The sequence below is a fragment of the Streptococcus mitis SK1080 genome (assembly GCF_000220085.1).
GTDB lineage: Bacteria > Bacillota > Bacilli > Lactobacillales > Streptococcaceae > Streptococcus > Streptococcus mitis_K.
In genome coordinates this window covers 15,380-32,495 of record NZ_AFQV01000010.1, presented here as the reverse complement: position 1 = coordinate 32,495, position 17,116 = coordinate 15,380, and the positions used below count along the sequence as shown (strand labels likewise).

The following is a 17,116-nucleotide window of genomic DNA, read 5'->3' as shown; positions in this document are numbered from 1 at the left end:
TAAACTGTCTAGCATCTGCGATGCGTCGTCAGTTTCCTATTTTTACTTTGTTCTCTGTAGCTATCCTAAATATACAAAAAAGAAAGGTAGAGCGTGTGTTCTAATTTGAACACGAGCGGAAAACTCGGAAAATAGATAATCTGACTGAGAAATCAGGATTTCTCGTCAGATTCCTAATTTTCAGTCGTTTTCTTGTCGCTCTTTGTATCATAAATTATGTCTATCCATATTGCTGCTCAGCAGGGTGAAGTTGCTGATAAAATTCTTCTTCCTGGGGATCCTCTTCGTGCTAAGTTTATTGCGGAGAATTTCCTTGAAGATGCTATTTGTTTTAACGAAGTGCGTAACATGTTTGGTTATACTGGTACTTACAAGGGCCACCGTGTCTCTGTCATGGGAACTGGGATGGGAATGCCATCGATTTCGATTTATGCGCGTGAGTTGATTGTTGACTACGGTGTGAAAAAATTGATCCGTGTGGGAACTGCCGGTTCTTTGAATGAAGACGTTCACGTCCGTGAATTGGTTTTGGCGCAGGCAGCTGCAACCAACTCAAACATCGTCCGTAATGACTGGCCACAGTATGATTTCCCACAAATCGCTAGCTTTGATTTGTTGGATAAGGCCTACCATATCGCCAAAGAACTCGGTATGACCACCCACGTTGGGAACGTTTTGTCTTCTGATGTCTTTTATTCAAACTACTTTGAAAAGAATATCGAGCTTGGTAAATGGGGAGTCAAGGCCGTAGAAATGGAAGCAGCAGCTCTTTACTATTTGGCGGCCCAGCACCATGTTGATGCTCTTGCTATCATGACTATTTCTGATAGTTTGGTTAACCCAGACGAAGACACAACTGCAGAAGAACGCCAAAATACCTTCACCGATATGATGAAGGTTGGATTAGAAACCTTGATTGCAGAATAATTATAGCCAAAAAGGAAGCCCTTCTTTATGAATTGGAGGACTTCCTTTTCTTATCCAGAAATTGATCTAGCTCTCTTTGATTTCGAAGAATAGTGACTTTATGTGAATATTCTTGGCAAAGTTTTTGGTAATTTTCTTTTTGAGTTTTGGTTCTCCCATCCCAGAGAATCCATCTGATAAACTCCCAATTAAATTGTTCTTGACAACCAGCTGCCATACTTTCTCTGACTTTTCCCCGGTATTTAAGATAACGTTTAAAGGCTCGTAGCAGACAATTCCAGCGAGAAAAATTGAGAAAGATAATTTGGTCAGCTTCTTGTATTCTTTCCTCGTAATAGCACCAAGAATAATTCCCATCGATGACCCAGGCTTCATGCTTGGTGAGAAATTTTTTCATCTCATCAAACATCCATTCACGGTCACTGTCTTGCCAACCGGGTTGAAATTGGAGTGTATCCATGTGAAGTTTTGGGATGGAGTAGTAGTGAGACAACTTTTCAGCTAGAGTTGACTTACCAGCACCAGAATATCCGATAATTGCGATTTTCATTTCCTACCTTTTTCCTATTTGGAGACAAAAAAACAGCCTCTATGGACTGTTTCTTATTTAGCAAGTTTAGCTGAAAGACGAGCTTTGTCGCGGCTTGCTTTGTTTTTGTGAATCAAACCTTTAGTTTCTGCTTTATCGATAGCTGAGCTAGCAGCACGGAAAAGTTCTTCAGATGGGTTTGCTTCGAAAGCTTTGATAGCAGTACGCATAGCTGATTTTTGAGCTGAGTTCTTTTCGTTTTGTTTAACGTTCAATTCAGCGCGTTTGATAGCTGATTTAATGTTTGCCAATGTTCTTACCTCCATATTTACTAACTATACCATTATATCTGAAAACTTACGTTTTGACAAGGGAAAATTACTTTTTTAAGTAAATTTCATCGATTTCATGGTTCTTACTTTTATGTAGAATCACTTCCGCACGATTTCTGGTTGGTTCAATATAATTTTGTAGATTTGTGAGATTGATACTGGTCCAGACCTGATGGGCAAAGGACTCCACTTCCCCAATCGGCATTTGTGTAAAACGATAATAGTAGTTATTAGGGTCATTTTGGGCTAGGCTCAGCATCTTTAAGAAACGGTCCAGATACCAACTCTCGATGTCATCGACTGCAGCATCAACATAGATGGAAAAGTCAAAGAAGTCGGTGATATAGAGACGCTCGTTTTGTGGATTTTGGAAGACATTAATCCCCTCGACAATGACAAAATCAGCAGCTTTGACGCTTTGCTTTTCCTCGGGTACGATGTCGTAGACTTCATGAGAATAGACAGGAATATCTACATCTTGTCCATTTTTAATGCGATCCAAGAAGTTGAGAAGAGCTTCCATATCATAGCTTTCAGGAAATCCCTTGCGATTTAAAATCCCTTGTTCAATCAAGGTCTGGTTGGGATAGAGAAAGCCATCGGTTGTTACCAACTCAACCCTAGCATCTTTAAGCGTACGGGATAGTAAGATTTGCAGTAGTCGACTAGTTGTGGATTTTCCAACGGCAACACTCCCAGAAACTCCAATGATAAAAGGTTGAGATTTACTTTCACGTTGGAGGAAAATTCCTTTTGAAAAGGCTAAATCTTCCTTAGTTCGCTTGTAAATCTGAATTAGATGAGCCAAGGGGAGATAGATATCTGTAACGTCTTGAAGACTGATTTGGTCATTAAAACTCTTGATAGATTCCAATTCCTCTTCTGTCAAAGGAGGTGTTGTCTTTCGATGTAAAGATTGCCAAGTCTGGCGGCTGATTTTTTCAAAATGTAAAAATTCGTTGGTCATTTGTTTTCCCCTAGATATTTTGTCTATCATACCATAAAAAGCTAAAAAAATAAAGCGGTTTCTTGAATGTGTTAAGTCAATAGTATATACTATAAGTAGATAGAGGATGAACAATTTATTGATGAAGTAGGAGCTACTTTCTCCTGACTTATAAGCTAATAAAGGGGACTTTGGGATTCACAACTTATAGGAGGTGTACTATGAAAATCTTAAAACGTTACATATTGGAACTTTGTTTTATTTTAAGTTTTGCACTACCTTTTATAAAAGGGGCGAATGCGGATAATGGCAGACGCTTTGTGGAAATCTATTACGGTTTTACTTTTTTGATGGAACAAGCTGTATTTATCTGTTCGCTCTTGATTGCTTTCTTCCTAAAAAAACGGTGGACGAAATGGCTTGCTGCTGGTAGTTATTTCTTCTTAGTTCTATGGATTGCTACAGAGGGTTATTTCTTCCGCATGTCGCTAGAAGATTTGGTACGGCTTTGGACAAGTTTGGAAATCCTGACAAAAACGTATCAGTTGGGCTTTTATCTAAATATTTTGTTGGGAATTTTGTTGATAATTAAGTATCTGAAGGTTAAGCAATAGTAATAAAAATGCGCTTGATTATAGACAATAAATTTGTTGTTTTATCATGGCAATGATAGCTGTAGTCCTAGATGAAATACTATTTGCTTATAAAGGTTGAAAGAGATTGAAGGGGAGCTATTGTAAAGCAACTTCCTTCAATCTTTTTGTCTCATTCTGGATATGTAAACGATTTACAATTTAAGTCAAATTATGGTAAAATAGTTTCATGAGTAAAATGTATTATGCAGAGAATCCTGACGCTGCTCACGACATTCATGAGTTGAGAGTGGACTTGTTGGGAGAAAAAATGACCTTTTTGACGGATGCGGGTGTTTTTAGCAAGAAAATGGTTGACTTTGGAAGTCAACTTTTGCTCAAGTGTCTTGAGGTCAATCAAGGAGAAACTGTCCTTGATGTAGGCTGTGGTTACGGACCTTTGGGCTTGTCTTTAGCAAAGGCTTATGGAGTTCAGGCGACCATGGTTGACATCAACAATCGTGCCTTGGATTTGGCGCGACAAAATGCTGAACGAAATAAAGTAGAAGCGACGATTTTCCAGTCCAACATCTATGAACAAGTTGAAGGTACATTTGACCATGTCATTTCCAATCCCCCTATCCGTGCGGGCAAGCAAGTGGTTCATGAAATTATTGAGAAAAGTAAAGATTTCTTGGAAACTGGTGGGGATTTAACAATTGTTATCCAGAAAAAACAAGGGGCTCCAAGTGCCAAGTCCAAGATGGAAGATGTGTTTGGCAATTGTGAAATCGTCAAAAAAGATAAGGGATACTGTATCCTTAGAAGTGTGAAAGAATGAGAGCAATTGATTTAATCCAAAAAAAACGTGATGGTCAAGAACTGACTTCAAGTGAAATCGAATGGCTAGTTGAAGGCTATGTGTCAGGAACTGTTCCTGATTATCAGATGTCTGCCTTTGCTATGGCTGTTTATTTCAAAGGAATGACGACACGAGAAATCTCTGATTTGACTATGAAGATGGTTAAGACTGGTCAAGAGTTTGATTTATCAGCTATTGATGGGGTTAAGGTAGACAAGCATTCTACGGGTGGTGTTGGTGATAAGGTGACCTTGATTTTGGCTCCTCTTGTTGCTAGCTTCGGTGTGCCTGTGGCAAAAATGAGTGGTCGTGGTCTCGGCCATACTGGCGGAACGATTGATAAATTGGAGTCCATTAAGGGCTATCAAGTCGAGCGCACCCAAGAGGATTTTATTCGTCAGGTTCAGGATATTGGAGTATCTGTCATTGGGCAATCAGACCAGCTGGTCAAAGCGGATAAGCTTCTCTACGCCCTTCGTGATGTGACTGCAACTGTCGACACGATTCCTTTGATTGCGAGTTCGGTGATGAGCAAGAAAATCGCGGCAGGAGCGGATGCTATTTTGCTAGACGTGACTGTCGGTGAGGGTGCCTTCATGAAGACGGTTGATGAGGCGCGCGAATTGGCTCAAACCATGGTGGAACTTGGTAAGGCAGTTGGTCGAAAGACGGTAGCAGTGATTACGGATATGAGCCAGCCCTTGGGACGAGCGATTGGAAATCGTCTGGAAATCCTTGAAGCATTGGAGATTTTACAAGGGCAAGGCCGTCAGGATATTACCCACTTCATATGTGAGTTGGCTCAAATTATGCTTGGTCTGGCAAATGTAAACAAGACAGTTGAAGAAGTTCGGCAACATCTTGAAAATGGTCAAGCACTGGCTAAGTTTGAGGAAATGGTCCGAGCCCAAGGTGGAGACTTGGAAGACCTCTATCGTCCTGTAAATGTAGCCCATGTGGTGGAAATCCCTGCTCAGGAAACGGGTGTCATTTCAGCTCTTCCAGCTATGGAATTTGGGCTTTATGCCATGAGACTGGGAGCTGGTCGTGCAGTCAAGTCTGATGCCTTGGACTATGAGACAGGAATTGTTTTTGAAAAGAAAGTTGGAGATTCCGTTCAAAAGGGAGAAATTGTTGCAAAAGTATACACAAATGGAAAAATTTCTCCTCAGCTAGTTACAGATTTTCAAAAATATGTTAAAATAAATGATAGGGTGCAAAGTTTACGAGAAATTATAGAAATTATCTCATAAACCGCAGGAGAATCCGAATATGAAATTAAATAAATATATCGATCATACGCTTTTAAAGCAAGATGCAACAGAAAATCAAATTGATAGTTTGTTGTCTGAGGCTAGGGAGTATGACTTTGCCAGTGTTTGCGTTAATCCGACCTGGGTTGAATATGCTAAAAAAGGACTTGAAGGCACAGATGTCAAGGTCTGCACAGTAGTAGGTTTCCCCTTGGGAGCAACAACTTCAGCCGTGAAAGCTTTTGAAACAAAAGAAGCTATCCAAAATGGGGCTGATGAGATTGACATGGTAATCAATGTTGGGGCTCTCAAATCAGGCAATTTAGCCTTGGTTGAGTCAGATATTCGCGCAGTCGTGGAAGCAAGTGGTGACAAGTTAGTGAAAGTCATTATTGAAGCTTGCCTTCTGACAGATCAAGAAAAAGTTGTGGCTTGTCAATTAGCCCAAAAAGCAGGAGCTGATTTTGTTAAAACATCTACTGGCTTTTCAACTGGTGGCGCTACGATAGCAGATGTTCAATTGATGCGTGAAACAGTTGGGCCTGATATGGGTGTCAAGGCTGCTGGTGGAGCTCGTTCTTATGCAGATGCTCTTGCATTTGTGGAAGCAGGTGCGACCCGTATCGGAACGTCAGCTGGGGTAGCCATTTTAAAAGGAGAATTGGCAGATGGCGACTACTGAGTTGATTGAACTGGCAATTGAAACCAGCAAGAAAGCCTATGTCCCCTATTCTCACTTTCCTATCGGAGCAGTTTTAGTAGCCAAAGACGGAAGTGTTTACACGGGAGTGAATATCGAAAATGCTAGCTATCCTTTGACAAACTGCGGAGAGCGTACAGCGATTTTTAAAGCAGTTTCCGAAGGGCAAAGAGAATTTTCAGAGCTGATTGTTTATGGTCAAACTGAAAAACCGATTTCACCATGTGGTGCTTGTCGCCAAGTAATGGTCGAATTTTTTGAACAAGATCTAAAAGTGACCTTAGTCGCAAAAGATAAATCGACGGTCGAGATGACGGTCGGGGAGTTACTTCCATATTCTTTTACAGACTTAAATTAGTCTGAGTCGCTCTTTGAGTGACACGGTCCTTGTGACCAATCAATCCATACTTGCAACATCGTTGCACATCTTATTTAGGAGGTTCAGTAATGAACAAGAAACAATGGCTAGGCCTTGGTCTAGTTGCAGTGGCAGCAGTTGGACTTGCTGCATGTGGTAACCGCTCTTCTCGTAAGGCAGATTCATCTTCTGATGTGAAGACAAAAGCAGCAATCGTCACTGATACTGGTGGTGTTGATGACAAATCATTCAACCAATCAGCTTGGGAAGGTTTACAGGCTTGGGGTAAAGAACACAATCTTTCAAAAGATAACGGTTTCACTTACTTCCAATCAACAAGTGAAGCTGACTACGCTAACAACTTGCAACAAGCGGCTGGAAGTTACAACCTAATCTTCGGTGTTGGTTTTGCCCTTCACAATGCGGTTGAAGAAGCAGCTAAAGAACATTCTGACTTGAACTATGTCTTGATTGATGATGTGATTAAAGATAAAAAGAATGTTGCGAGCGTAACTTTCGCTGATAATGAGTCAGGTTACCTTGCAGGTGTTGCAGCAGCTAAAACAACTAAGACAAAACAAGTTGGTTTTGTAGGTGGGCAGGAGTCAGAAGTTATCTCTCGTTTTGAAGCAGGATTCAAGGCTGGTGTTGCGTCAGTAGACCCATCTATCAAAGTACAAGTTGACTACGCTGGTTCATTTGGTGATGCTGCGAAAGGTAAAACAATTGCAGCCGCACAATACGCAGCCGGTGCAGATATTGTTTACCAAGTAGCTGGTGGTACAGGTGCTGGTGTCTTTGCAGAAGCAAAATCACTCAACGAAAGCCGTCCTGAAAATGAAAAAGTTTGGGTTATCGGTGTTGACCGTGACCAAGAAGCAGAAGGTAAATACACTTCTAAAGATGGCAAAGAATCAAACTTTGTTCTTGTATCTACTTTGAAACAAGTTGGTACAACTGTAAAAGATATTTCTAACAAGGCAGAAAAAGGTGAATTCCCTGGCGGTCAAGTGATCGTTTACTCATTGAAAGATAAAGGGGTTGACTTGGCAGTAACAAACCTTTCAGAAGAAGGTAAAAAAGCTGTCGAAGATGCTAAAGCTAAAATCCTTGATGGAAGCGTAAAAGTTCCTGCAAAATAATGGATGGAAGTCATTTCTTAGGAAGCGGCCCTCGGCCGCTTTTTTAAGAGTTGAGACAAAATCATTTTGTCTCAGTAAAGCTTGCTACTAGATAAACTAGCAAGTTTTATTGAAATAAAATAAGACTCTGAAAGGAAGAGCACATGGCACACGAAAATGTCATTGAGATGCGTGATATTACCAAGGTGTTTGGTGAATTTGTTGCCAACGACAAAATTAACCTGCACCTACGAAAAGGTGAAATTCATGCACTTTTAGGAGAAAATGGGGCTGGTAAGTCCACGCTCATGAACATGTTAGCAGGGCTTCTTGAACCAACTAGTGGTGAAATCGCGGTCAACGGTCAAGTTGTCAACCTCGACTCCCCATCTAAAGCAGCTGGCTTGGGAATCGGAATGGTTCACCAGCACTTTATGTTGGTAGAGGCTTTCACGGTGGCTGAAAACATTATTTTAGGAAGTGAATTGACTAAAAATGGTGTGCTAGATATCGCTGGAGCTAGCAAAGAAATCAAGGCTCTTTCTGAACGTTATGGCTTAGCTGTGGATCCTTCTGCCAAAGTGGCAGACATCTCAGTTGGAGCCCAACAACGTGTAGAAATTTTAAAAACCCTTTATCGGGGAGCTGATATTCTTATTTTTGACGAACCAACGGCTGTTTTGACTCCATCAGAAATTGAGGAGTTGATGGCTATTATGAAAAATCTTGTCAAAGAAGGAAAATCAATTATCTTGATTACTCACAAGTTGGACGAGATTCGCGCAGTTTCTGACCGCGTTACGGTTATCCGTCGTGGGAAATCAATTGAAACTGTAGAAATCGCAGGGGCTACCAATGCTGATTTGGCAGAAATGATGGTAGGACGTTCTGTTTCCTTTAAAACAGAGAAGCAAGCCTCTCAACCAAAAGAAGTTGTCTTGTCTATCAAAGATTTGGTGGTCAATGAAAACCGCGGTGTCCCAGCTGTTAAAAATCTGTCCTTGGATGTTCGTGCTGGAGAGATTGTTGGTATTGCGGGGATTGATGGAAATGGTCAGTCTGAACTGATTCAAGCCATCACAGGTCTTCGCAAGGTTGAATCTGGTAGCATTGAACTAAAAGGAGATTCAATTGTAGGATTGCACCCACGTCAGATTACAGAACTAAGTGTTGGGCACGTTCCAGAAGACCGTCACCGTGATGGTTTGATTTTGGAAATGATGATCTCTGAAAATATTGCCCTTCAAACCTACTATAAAGAACCACATAGTAAAAATGGAATTTTGAACTATTCAAATATTACTTCTTATGCCAAAAAGTTAATGGAAGAATTTGATGTTCGTGCTGCCAGCGAATTTGTTCCTGCAGCGGCACTCTCAGGTGGAAATCAACAAAAAGCAATTATTGCTCGTGAAATTGATCGAGATCCTGATCTCCTTATCGTCAGCCAACCAACTCGTGGTTTGGATGTCGGTGCCATTGAATATATCCACAAGCGCTTGATTGAAGAGCGTGATAATGGCAAGGCTGTCCTTGTTGTCAGCTTTGAATTGGATGAGATTTTAAACGTCTCAGACCGTATTGCCGTTATCCACGATGGTAAGATTCAAGGTATTGTATCACCAGAAACAACCAATAAACAAGAACTTGGTGTCTTGATGGCTGGTGGAAACTTGGGAAAGGAGAAGAGTGATGTCTAAAAAATTACAACAAATTTCGGTTCCCTTGATTTCTGTCTTCCTAGGAATTTTACTCGGAGCCATTGTCATGTGGATCTTCGGTTATGATGCTATTTGGGGCTACGAAGAATTGTTCTATACAGCCTTTGGTAGCCTGCGTGGTATTGGAGAAATCTTCCGTGCTATGGGGCCTTTGGTCTTGATTGGTCTTGGTTTTGCCGTTGCCAGTCGCGCAGGTTTCTTTAACGTCGGACTTCCTGGTCAGGCTTTGGCTGGTTGGATTCTCAGTGGTTGGTTTGCCTTATCGCATCCAGATATGCCCCGTCCCTTGATGATTCTAGCAACCATCGTGATTGCCTTGATTGCGGGAGGAATTGTCGGTGCGATTCCAGGTATTCTGAGAGCCTATCTAGGGACATCAGAGGTTATCGTAACCATCATGATGAACTACATTGTCTTGTATGTAGGAAATGCCTTTATCCATGCTTTCCCTAAAGACTTCATGCAAAGTACAGATTCGACCATTCGTGTTGGGGCTAATGCAACCTACCAGACACCTTGGTTGGCTGAGTTGACTGGTAACTCACGGATGAATATTGGTATTTTCTTTGCTCTCATTGCCGTTGCAGTTATTTGGTTCATGCTCAAGAAAACAACCCTTGGTTTTGAAATTCGTGCAGTTGGTCTTAATCCACATGCTTCAGAGTATGCTGGTATTTCTGCCAAACGGACTATTATCCTCTCAATGATTATCTCAGGTGCCTTGGCAGGTCTTGGTGGAGCTGTTGAAGGACTGGGAACCTTCCAGAACGTCTATGTTCAAGGGGCATCATTAGCTGTCGGATTTAACGGGATGGCGGTTAGTCTGCTTGCGGCCAACTCACCAATTGGTATTCTCTTTGCAGCCTTCCTATTTGGTGTTCTCCAAGTTGGAGCCCCTGGTATGAATGCGGCGCAGGTACCGTCTGAGCTTGTCAGCATTGTAACAGCTTCTATTATCTTCTTTGTCAGTGTTCATTATCTTATCGAACGCTTTGTCAAATCTAAAAAACAAGTTAAAGGAGGTAAGTAAAGATGTCTATTACAACCTTGCTCACCCTCTTGGTGTCTTCTATGCTGATTTACTCAGCCCCCCTCATCTTTACAAGTATCGGTGGTGTTTTCTCTGAACGTGGTGGTGTGGTAAACGTCGGCCTTGAAGGAATTATGGTTATGGGTGCCTTTTCTGGAGTCGTCTTTAACCTTGAATTTGCAGAACAATTTGGAGCAGCAACTCCATGGCTATCCTTGCTTGTAGCAGGATTGGTTGGTGGTCTCTTCTCTATCATCCACGCAGCAGCGACGGTTCATTTCCGTGCAGACCATGTTGTCAGCGGTACGGTATTGAACTTGATGGCGCCTGCCTTGGCTGTTTTCTTGGTGAAAGTTCTTTATAATAAAGGACAAACCGACAACCTAAGTCAGACTTTTGGACGCTTTGATTTCCCAGTCTTGGCAAATATCCCAGTAATCGGTGATATCTTCTTCAAGTCAACTAGCCTTCTTGGTTACTTGGCGATTGCCTTCTCGTTCCTTGCTTGGTTTATTCTCTTCAAAACTCGCTTTGGTCTTCGTCTCCGCTCTGTTGGTGAACATCCTCAAGCAGCGGACACGTTGGGAATCAATGTCTACAAGATGAGATATTTAGGGGTTATTATTTCAGGTTTCCTAGGTGGAATTGGCGGAGCGATTTATGCTCAATCAATCTCAGTTAACTTCTCAGTGACAACTATTGTTGGACCTGGATTTATCGCCCTTGCTGCGATGATTTTCGGGAAATGGAATCCAATCGGAGCCATGCTATCTAGTCTTTTCTTTGGACTTTCACAAAGTTTGGCTGTTATCGGTTCTCAATTGCCGTTCCTACAAGGAGTTCCTGCGGTTTATCTTCAAATTGCACCTTATGTTTTGACCATTCTTGTCTTGGCAGCCTTCTTTGGAAAAGCAGTTGCACCAAAAGCAGATGGAATCAACTATATCAAATCAAAATAAGCATACAAAAAAACGTCAGTACAGAATGTACTGACCCCAAAAAGTTAGACAATTAATTTATCCGAAGGATTTAGTTCTGTATTGCACAGGGCTAAGTCCTTTTAGTTTTACCTTAATTCGTTTATTGTTGTAGTAATCAATATAGTCTACAATGGCTTGTTCCAATTGGTGAAGCGACTGAAACGACTTCTCATAACCGTAAAACATCTCCGATTTCAGAATGCCAAAGAAGGATTCCATCATACCGTTGTCTGGGCTGTTTCCCTTGCGTGACATAGATGCTTGAATTCCCTTACTCTCTAGGAACCGATGATAAGAGTCGTGTTGGTATTGCCAACCTTGGTCACTATGAAGAATCGTATTCTCGTAGTGCTTCTCTGTGAATGCCTGTTCCAACATTGTTTTTACTTGTTCTAAGTTGGGTGAAGTTGAAAGATTATAGGCGATAATTTCGCTGTTGAAACCATCTAAAACTGGTGATAAGTAAAGTTTTTGAGTACTTGCTGGAATGGCAAATTCTGTCACATCTGTGTAGCACTTTTCCATTGTTTTAGAGCCTTCAAATTGGCGTTGAATGAGATTCTCTGCCTTCTTGCCAACGTCTCCTTTATGAGAAGAATATTTTCGTTTCTGTCGCATTTTAGCTTGTAAATTGAGTACTTCCATCAAGCGTTGAACTCTTTTATGATTTACCAGATAACCACGATTTCTTAATTCTAAATGAACCCGACGATAACCATAATTTCCCTTGTGTTCGATAAAAATGGATTGAATTTCAGCTTTAAGCTCTTGGTCCTTATCTGGTTTATCTAGCTGTTTCAAGTGATAGTAGTAGGTCGAACGAGCTAGTTTAATGACTCTTAGAAGAATATCTAACGAAAACTCAGTCATTAATTCTTGAACAATTTCTGTCTTTCTTCTTTCTCTTTTTCCTCCTTCAATCGGAGTTCTCTTAACTTTTTTAGGATGGCATTCTCCGCTCTCAGGTACTCATTTTCTGCTTGAAGACGTTCTAATTCTGTCCTCTCTTCAGGTCTCTTTTTTGGCTTACGTCCCATTTTAGGTACTCTCCCTCTTGTTTTCTCAACAATAGTATACCCGTTTTTCTTGTATTGTGCTAGCCAATTAAGAAGTATCGTACGACTTGGGAGACCGTATTCAAGAGAAACTCTATCTTTAGTCCAGCCTTCATGTATGACTTTATCAATCATTTCTTGTTTTAAATCAGGAGAATAGTAACGATTTTTTCCTTTTTTGACGAACTCTATTCCGTAACGATCAATCAATTTAATCATATACCTAAGATTAGAATTATTTATCCCAAATTTATTTGAAAGCTTCTCTAAGCTATATCCTTGTTTTCTAAGTTCATAGATCTGAACTTTATCATCATATGTTAATTTCATAATAAAAATACCCCAAAAGTTAGATTTTTTCTGTCTAACTTTTGGGGTGCAGTTCAGAACTGGCGTTTATTTTTTAGAATTTTGATGGGTTAAGTTTAATCCCCAAGGGACCAAATTTTCAGTTTTATTTTTGATGCGTGTGATATTGTCCTTATGACGAATAATGATTAAACTAGCAAGAGCTAGGATAATAGCGATGAAGAGAGGGTCATAGTGACTCAGGATAAAACCAAAAAGTGGAAAGAGTAGAACTCCAATGACAGCCGCGATAGATGCAATGACACTAGATAGTGAAATCATACTACCAAGATAGAGGGTTCCAAAGAAAACAACTGCTAGGTAGAGACAGAAGACAGGCGCAAATCCGAAAATCACTCCAGCACTGGTTGCGACAGCCTTACCACCCTTAAATCCTGCAAAGATAGGGAAGGTATGGCCAATAACAGCCAAAAGTCCAAAGATGAGAGGCGAGACGCCTTGCAGATGAAAGATAATAGGCAGAAGCGTTGCTAGAGTTCCTTTGAAAAAGTCAATCACAAAGGTCGTCATACCAGCTTTCTTACCTAAAATGCGGAAAGTATTGGTTGTTCCAGTATTTCCAGAACCGTGTTCACGCAGATTTGTCTGAAAGAATACTTGTCCAATCCAGAGACCAGACGGAATCGAACCCAGCAGATAGGCTAGGATTAATAAAACTATTGTCATCATACTCCTATTATATCATGAAATGGAGAAGAAAGGCAGAGAATCTCTTCTGAAATTGTTACATCGGAGAAAGAAAAATTTTGCAAAATCCTTGGAAAACCTGTAGAATAGTAAAGATGAACGAATAGGAGGTTCCTTGTGTCAAAAAAGGAAATCAATATTAACAATTATAATGATGATGCCATTCAGGTGCTAGAAGGGTTGGATGCGGTTCGAAAACGTCCGGGGATGTATATCGGATCGACCGATGGTGCTGGTCTCCACCACCTCGTCTGGGAAATCGTCGACAATGCAGTCGATGAAGCCTTGTCTGGGTTTGGTGATCGTATCGATGTAACTATCAATAAAGACGGTAGTCTAACGGTTCAAGACCACGGTCGTGGGATGCCGACGGGTATGCACGCTATGGGAATCCCAACAGTTGAGGTTATCTTTACCATCCTTCACGCAGGAGGGAAATTCGGTCAAGGAGGCTATAAGACATCAGGTGGACTTCACGGGGTAGGCTCTTCTGTCGTCAATGCTCTTTCTAGCTGGTTAGAAGTAGAAATTACTCGTGATGGTGCAGTCTACAAGCAACGTTTTGAAAATGGTGGAAAACCTGTCACGACTCTGAAGAAAATTGGTACAGCACCCAAGTCTAAAACAGGTACAAAGGTTACGTTTATGCCTGACGCGACTATCTTTTCTACGACAGACTTCAAGTACAATACCATTTCAGAACGCCTCAATGAGTCAGCCTTTCTCTTAAAAAATGTGACCTTGTCTTTGACGGACAAGCGTACAGATGAAGCGATTGAGTTTCATTATGAAAATGGGGTGCAGGACTTTGTTTCCTACCTTAATGAAGACAAGGAAACCTTGACACCAGTTCTCTACTTTGAGGGGGAAGATAATGGTTTCCAAGTGGAAGTTGCCCTCCAGTACAATGATGGATTTTCAGATAACATTCTATCCTTTGTTAATAACGTTCGTACTAAAGACGGTGGAACGCATGAGACAGGACTCAAGTCTGCTATCACTAAGGTCATGAATGACTATGCGCGAAAAACTGGTCTTCTCAAAGAAAAAGATAAAAATCTTGAAGGCTCAGATTATCGTGAGGGGCTAGCAGCCGTTCTTTCTATCTTGGTTCCTGAAGAACACCTCCAATTTGAAGGACAGACCAAGGACAAGCTAGGAAGCCCTCTTGCTCGTCCCGTTGTGGATGGAATTGTGGCTGATAAGTTGACATTTTTCCTTATGGAAAATGGGGAACTGGCTTCTAACCTTATTCGCAAGGCTATCAAGGCGCGTGATGCTCGTGAAGCGGCTCGTAAGGCGCGTGATGAGAGCCGAAATGGGAAGAAAAACAAGAAGGACAAGGGCTTGCTGTCTGGTAAATTAACCCCAGCCCAGTCCAAAAATCCTGCTAAGAATGAACTCTATCTAGTTGAGGGGGACTCTGCCGGTGGCTCTGCCAAGCAAGGCCGTGACCGTAAGTTCCAGGCTATCTTGCCTCTCCGTGGTAAGGTTATCAATACAGCCAAGGCCAAGATGGCGGATATCCTCAAAAATGAAGAAATCAACACCATGATTTATACTATCGGTGCGGGTGTTGGGGCAGACTTCTCCCTTGAAGATGCCAACTATGACAAGATTATTATCATGACCGATGCGGATACCGACGGTGCCCATATCCAGACCTTGCTCTTGACATTTTTCTACCGCTACATGCGTCCTCTAGTCGAGGCAGGTCATGTCTATATCGCCCTTCCGCCTCTTTACAAGATGTCAAAAGGTAAAGGCAAGAAAGAAGAAGTGGCCTATGCTTGGACGGACGGAGAGCTAGAAGAACTCCGCAAGCAGTTCGGTAAAGGTGCTACCCTCCAACGCTACAAAGGTCTTGGTGAGATGAATGCGGACCAGCTCTGGGAAACAACCATGAATCCTGCAACCCGTACCCTCATCCGTGTCACCATCGAAGACCTAGCTCGCGCCGAACGTCGCGTCAATGTCCTCATGGGAGATAAGGTCGAACCACGACGTAAGTGGATTGAAGACAATGTCAAGTTTACGCTGGAAGAAGCGACAGTTTTTTAAGTTAGTTTTTAATGAATGGGTATAAACATGAGAGCTGAAACAGAAATTCTAAATCTGATTTTACAAACTGCCAAAACTTTACAAGTCAAAGCTGTCGCCATGTCTGGTTCACGGACAAACCCAAAGGCCCCAAAAGATGAATTTCAAGACTATGACGTGGTTTATGTCGTGGACGATTTAGATAATCTGACAAGTAATATTTCTTGGCTAGACCTGTTTGGGAATCGCATTATTGAGCAAGAAGTTGCTCTTGACCATCGTCGTCTATATCTCATGCTCTTTGAGGATGGTAACCGCATTGATTTAACTCTCTGCCCCAAAGAGCACATCAAAGAGTGGGTGGATAGTGAGGCAGGATTCACTGTTTTAGAAGATCCAGAACATTTATTTGAACCCTATTCTCAAAATCTAGAGCGTTACTGGATGAGTCCAGCTAGTGAGACAGATTTTAAAAATTCCTGTAATGAATTTTGGTGGGTTTCCACCTATGTAGTGAAGGGCATTTGTCGTAGTCAAGTCATCTATACGACTGACCATCTCTATGGTATTTGTCAACAAGAACTCCTGAAAATTTTAGCTTGGCTGGTAGCAAGTGATAGGGGAGCAGTTGACATCGGTAAAAATTACAAGTACCTCTTTCACTATTTGCCTGCTGAGAAAGAGAAACAATTCTCAAATCTGCTTGATTTCTCAAGTTTAGATAAAATCACCCAGTCTTTGTTTGCTACGATGCAACTGTTCCACCAAGAAGCTCAATCCCTTGCTCAAAAAATGGGATTTGACTACGATAAGGAAGTGGCTGAGAAGATGATTGAGTATGCTGAGGAGAGACTCGAAACAAATGAAACATTTACAAAATAATAAGATAACAAAATTTTTACTGATTAGTTTTCTCATTTCTTGGGGATTTGGTTGGGGATTGCTCGCTTTTCTGACGCAAATGAGCCTCTTAAGTCTAACAAGTCCACTAGGAGTTTTTCTCCATTTACTAGGAGGTTTCGGTCCAACCATTGCAGCTATTTCTTGTTTGCCTCAAAAATCCATTAAAAGCATAGTCTCTTTTATCTTAGGAGACTCAAAGAAATATATTTTGTTATTTCTTTTACTAATTTTCGTGCAGACAGGTGTCATTGCTTTCTCATCTAAGGAGCTTAATCCGGTTTTTCCACTAGGAAATTTGTTTGTTGTTTTTTTGAGTGCAGTCTGTTTTTATGGTGGCGAAGAAGAATTGGGATGGCGAGGCATCTTGCAACCAACTTTGGAAACTAGATTCTCCTTTTGGATTTCCGGTTTGATAACAGGTTGTATTTGGGCAATATGGCATGTACCTTTATGGTTTGTGATTGGAAGTTCCCAAAGTGGGATGCCTTTTATATTATTCAGTCTATTTGCAATTTATCTCAGTATTCTTCTAGCAGCTGTTTTCAAAAAGACTAAGTCGGTCCTTTTTTGCGCTATTTTTCACGGCCTAATTAATACCCTACTTAGCTTATTTGTTATTAAAATTAATCTTTTGTTCATTCTAGGATTAGTAGGATTGCTCTTCTTTTCTCACTACCTACAAAGAAACAGTTAAATTTAAAAATATAGATTTACTTTACAATAAAACACTA

The 17,116-nt window shown here is 41.1% G+C and carries 18 protein-coding genes; 13 read left to right on the top strand and 5 right to left on the bottom strand.

The window, feature by feature from the left end; all coding sequences use genetic code 11:
- Nucleotides 1-216 precede the first annotated feature (216 nt).
- Nucleotides 217-927, top strand: coding sequence for a purine-nucleoside phosphorylase (gene deoD / locus HMPREF9957_RS05090; RefSeq protein ID WP_000022107.1), 711 nt, complete (start codon nucleotides 217-219; stop codon nucleotides 925-927).
- 25 nt (nucleotides 928-952) lie between these two features.
- Here the strand turns inward: deoD and HMPREF9957_RS05085 are convergent, their stop codons facing one another.
- The 3 genes from HMPREF9957_RS05085 to coaA form a co-directional block, all read right to left on the bottom strand.
- On the bottom strand, nucleotides 953-1,477 hold the full coding sequence (locus HMPREF9957_RS05085) for a DNA topology modulation protein (protein WP_000684194.1): 525 nt from the start codon (nucleotides 1,475-1,477) through the stop codon (nucleotides 953-955).
- Between the two features lie 53 nt (nucleotides 1,478-1,530).
- Complete coding sequence (gene rpsT, locus HMPREF9957_RS05080; protein ID WP_001274000.1) at nucleotides 1,531-1,767, bottom strand: 30S ribosomal protein S20; 237 nt, start codon at nucleotides 1,765-1,767, stop codon at nucleotides 1,531-1,533.
- A gap of 67 nt (nucleotides 1,768-1,834) precedes the next feature.
- Complete coding sequence (gene coaA, locus HMPREF9957_RS05075) at nucleotides 1,835-2,755, bottom strand: type I pantothenate kinase (protein ID WP_000180500.1); 921 nt, start codon at nucleotides 2,753-2,755, stop codon at nucleotides 1,835-1,837.
- Nucleotides 2,756-2,955: 200 nt separating this feature from the next.
- Between coaA and HMPREF9957_RS05070 the strand changes: the two genes are divergently transcribed.
- From HMPREF9957_RS05070 to HMPREF9957_RS05030, 9 genes are all read left to right on the top strand, one after another.
- A complete protein-coding gene (locus tag HMPREF9957_RS05070; protein WP_000698101.1) occupies nucleotides 2,956-3,348 on the top strand; it encodes a hypothetical protein in 393 nt (130 codons plus the stop codon).
- 208 nt (nucleotides 3,349-3,556) lie between these two features.
- Nucleotides 3,557-4,147, top strand: coding sequence for a class I SAM-dependent methyltransferase (locus HMPREF9957_RS05065; protein WP_080563507.1), 591 nt, complete (start codon nucleotides 3,557-3,559; stop codon nucleotides 4,145-4,147).
- Complete coding sequence (locus HMPREF9957_RS05060) at nucleotides 4,144-5,421, top strand: pyrimidine-nucleoside phosphorylase (RefSeq protein WP_001201449.1); 1,278 nt, start codon at nucleotides 4,144-4,146, stop codon at nucleotides 5,419-5,421. Before HMPREF9957_RS05065 ends, HMPREF9957_RS05060 begins: the two co-directional genes overlap by 4 nt.
- Nucleotides 5,422-5,440: 19 nt before the next feature.
- The gene (gene deoC, locus HMPREF9957_RS05055; RefSeq protein WP_000773719.1) at nucleotides 5,441-6,103 is read left to right on the top strand and encodes a deoxyribose-phosphate aldolase; all 663 of its coding nucleotides are present in this window, start codon (nucleotides 5,441-5,443) and stop codon (nucleotides 6,101-6,103) included.
- Nucleotides 6,090-6,479 (top strand): cytidine deaminase, encoded by a 390-nt coding sequence (locus HMPREF9957_RS05050; protein ID WP_000246098.1) that lies wholly within the window; start codon nucleotides 6,090-6,092, stop codon nucleotides 6,477-6,479. The genes deoC and HMPREF9957_RS05050 overlap by 14 nt, the downstream gene beginning before the upstream one ends.
- Before the next feature lie 89 nt (nucleotides 6,480-6,568).
- A complete protein-coding gene (locus tag HMPREF9957_RS05045; RefSeq protein WP_001036121.1) occupies nucleotides 6,569-7,621 on the top strand; it encodes a BMP family lipoprotein in 1,053 nt (350 codons plus the stop codon).
- A 143-nt stretch (nucleotides 7,622-7,764) separates the two neighbouring features.
- Entirely contained in the window at nucleotides 7,765-9,300 is a 1,536-nt protein-coding gene (locus HMPREF9957_RS05040; RefSeq protein WP_000929812.1) for an ABC transporter ATP-binding protein, read from the top strand.
- Entirely contained in the window at nucleotides 9,293-10,351 is a 1,059-nt protein-coding gene (locus HMPREF9957_RS05035) for an ABC transporter permease (RefSeq protein WP_000038669.1), read from the top strand. Before HMPREF9957_RS05040 ends, HMPREF9957_RS05035 begins: the two co-directional genes overlap by 8 nt.
- 2 nt (nucleotides 10,352-10,353) lie before the next feature.
- Nucleotides 10,354-11,310 carry an ABC transporter permease gene (locus HMPREF9957_RS05030; RefSeq protein ID WP_000029124.1) on the top strand — a complete coding sequence of 319 codons (957 nt, stop codon included), beginning with the start codon at nucleotides 10,354-10,356 and terminating at the stop codon, nucleotides 11,308-11,310.
- Between the two features lie 57 nt (nucleotides 11,311-11,367).
- Here the strand turns inward: HMPREF9957_RS05030 and HMPREF9957_RS12495 are convergent.
- Together HMPREF9957_RS12495 and plsY are read right to left on the bottom strand one after the other, a co-directional pair.
- Nucleotides 11,368-12,716, bottom strand: a protein-coding gene (locus HMPREF9957_RS12495; RefSeq protein ID WP_141562069.1) for an IS3 family transposase whose coding sequence is annotated in 2 segments (ribosomal slippage) — nucleotides 11,368-12,275 and nucleotides 12,275-12,716 — 1,350 coding nt in all. Because the reading frame shifts where the segments join, the coding sequence is not laid out codon by codon here.
- Nucleotides 12,717-12,782: 66 nt separating this feature from the next.
- Entirely contained in the window at nucleotides 12,783-13,424 is a 642-nt protein-coding gene (gene plsY / locus HMPREF9957_RS05015; RefSeq protein ID WP_004242180.1) for a glycerol-3-phosphate 1-O-acyltransferase PlsY, read from the bottom strand.
- Between the two features lie 135 nt (nucleotides 13,425-13,559).
- On the opposite strand from plsY, the gene parE reads away from it, so the two are divergent.
- The 3 genes from parE to HMPREF9957_RS05000 are packed head-to-tail and all read left to right on the top strand — an operon-like array spanning nucleotide 13,560 to nucleotide 17,079.
- Nucleotides 13,560-15,503 (top strand): DNA topoisomerase IV subunit B, encoded by a 1,944-nt coding sequence (parE, locus tag HMPREF9957_RS05010; protein WP_000037281.1) that lies wholly within the window; start codon nucleotides 13,560-13,562, stop codon nucleotides 15,501-15,503.
- Nucleotides 15,504-15,530: 27 nt separating this feature from the next.
- Entirely contained in the window at nucleotides 15,531-16,364 is an 834-nt protein-coding gene (locus tag HMPREF9957_RS05005; RefSeq protein WP_004242169.1) for an aminoglycoside 6-adenylyltransferase, read from the top strand.
- The gene (locus HMPREF9957_RS05000) at nucleotides 16,345-17,079 is read left to right on the top strand and encodes a CPBP family intramembrane glutamic endopeptidase (RefSeq protein WP_000681815.1); all 735 of its coding nucleotides are present in this window, start codon (nucleotides 16,345-16,347) and stop codon (nucleotides 17,077-17,079) included. The genes HMPREF9957_RS05005 and HMPREF9957_RS05000 overlap by 20 nt, the downstream gene beginning before the upstream one ends.
- The last annotated feature ends 37 nt before the right edge of the window (nucleotides 17,080-17,116 follow it).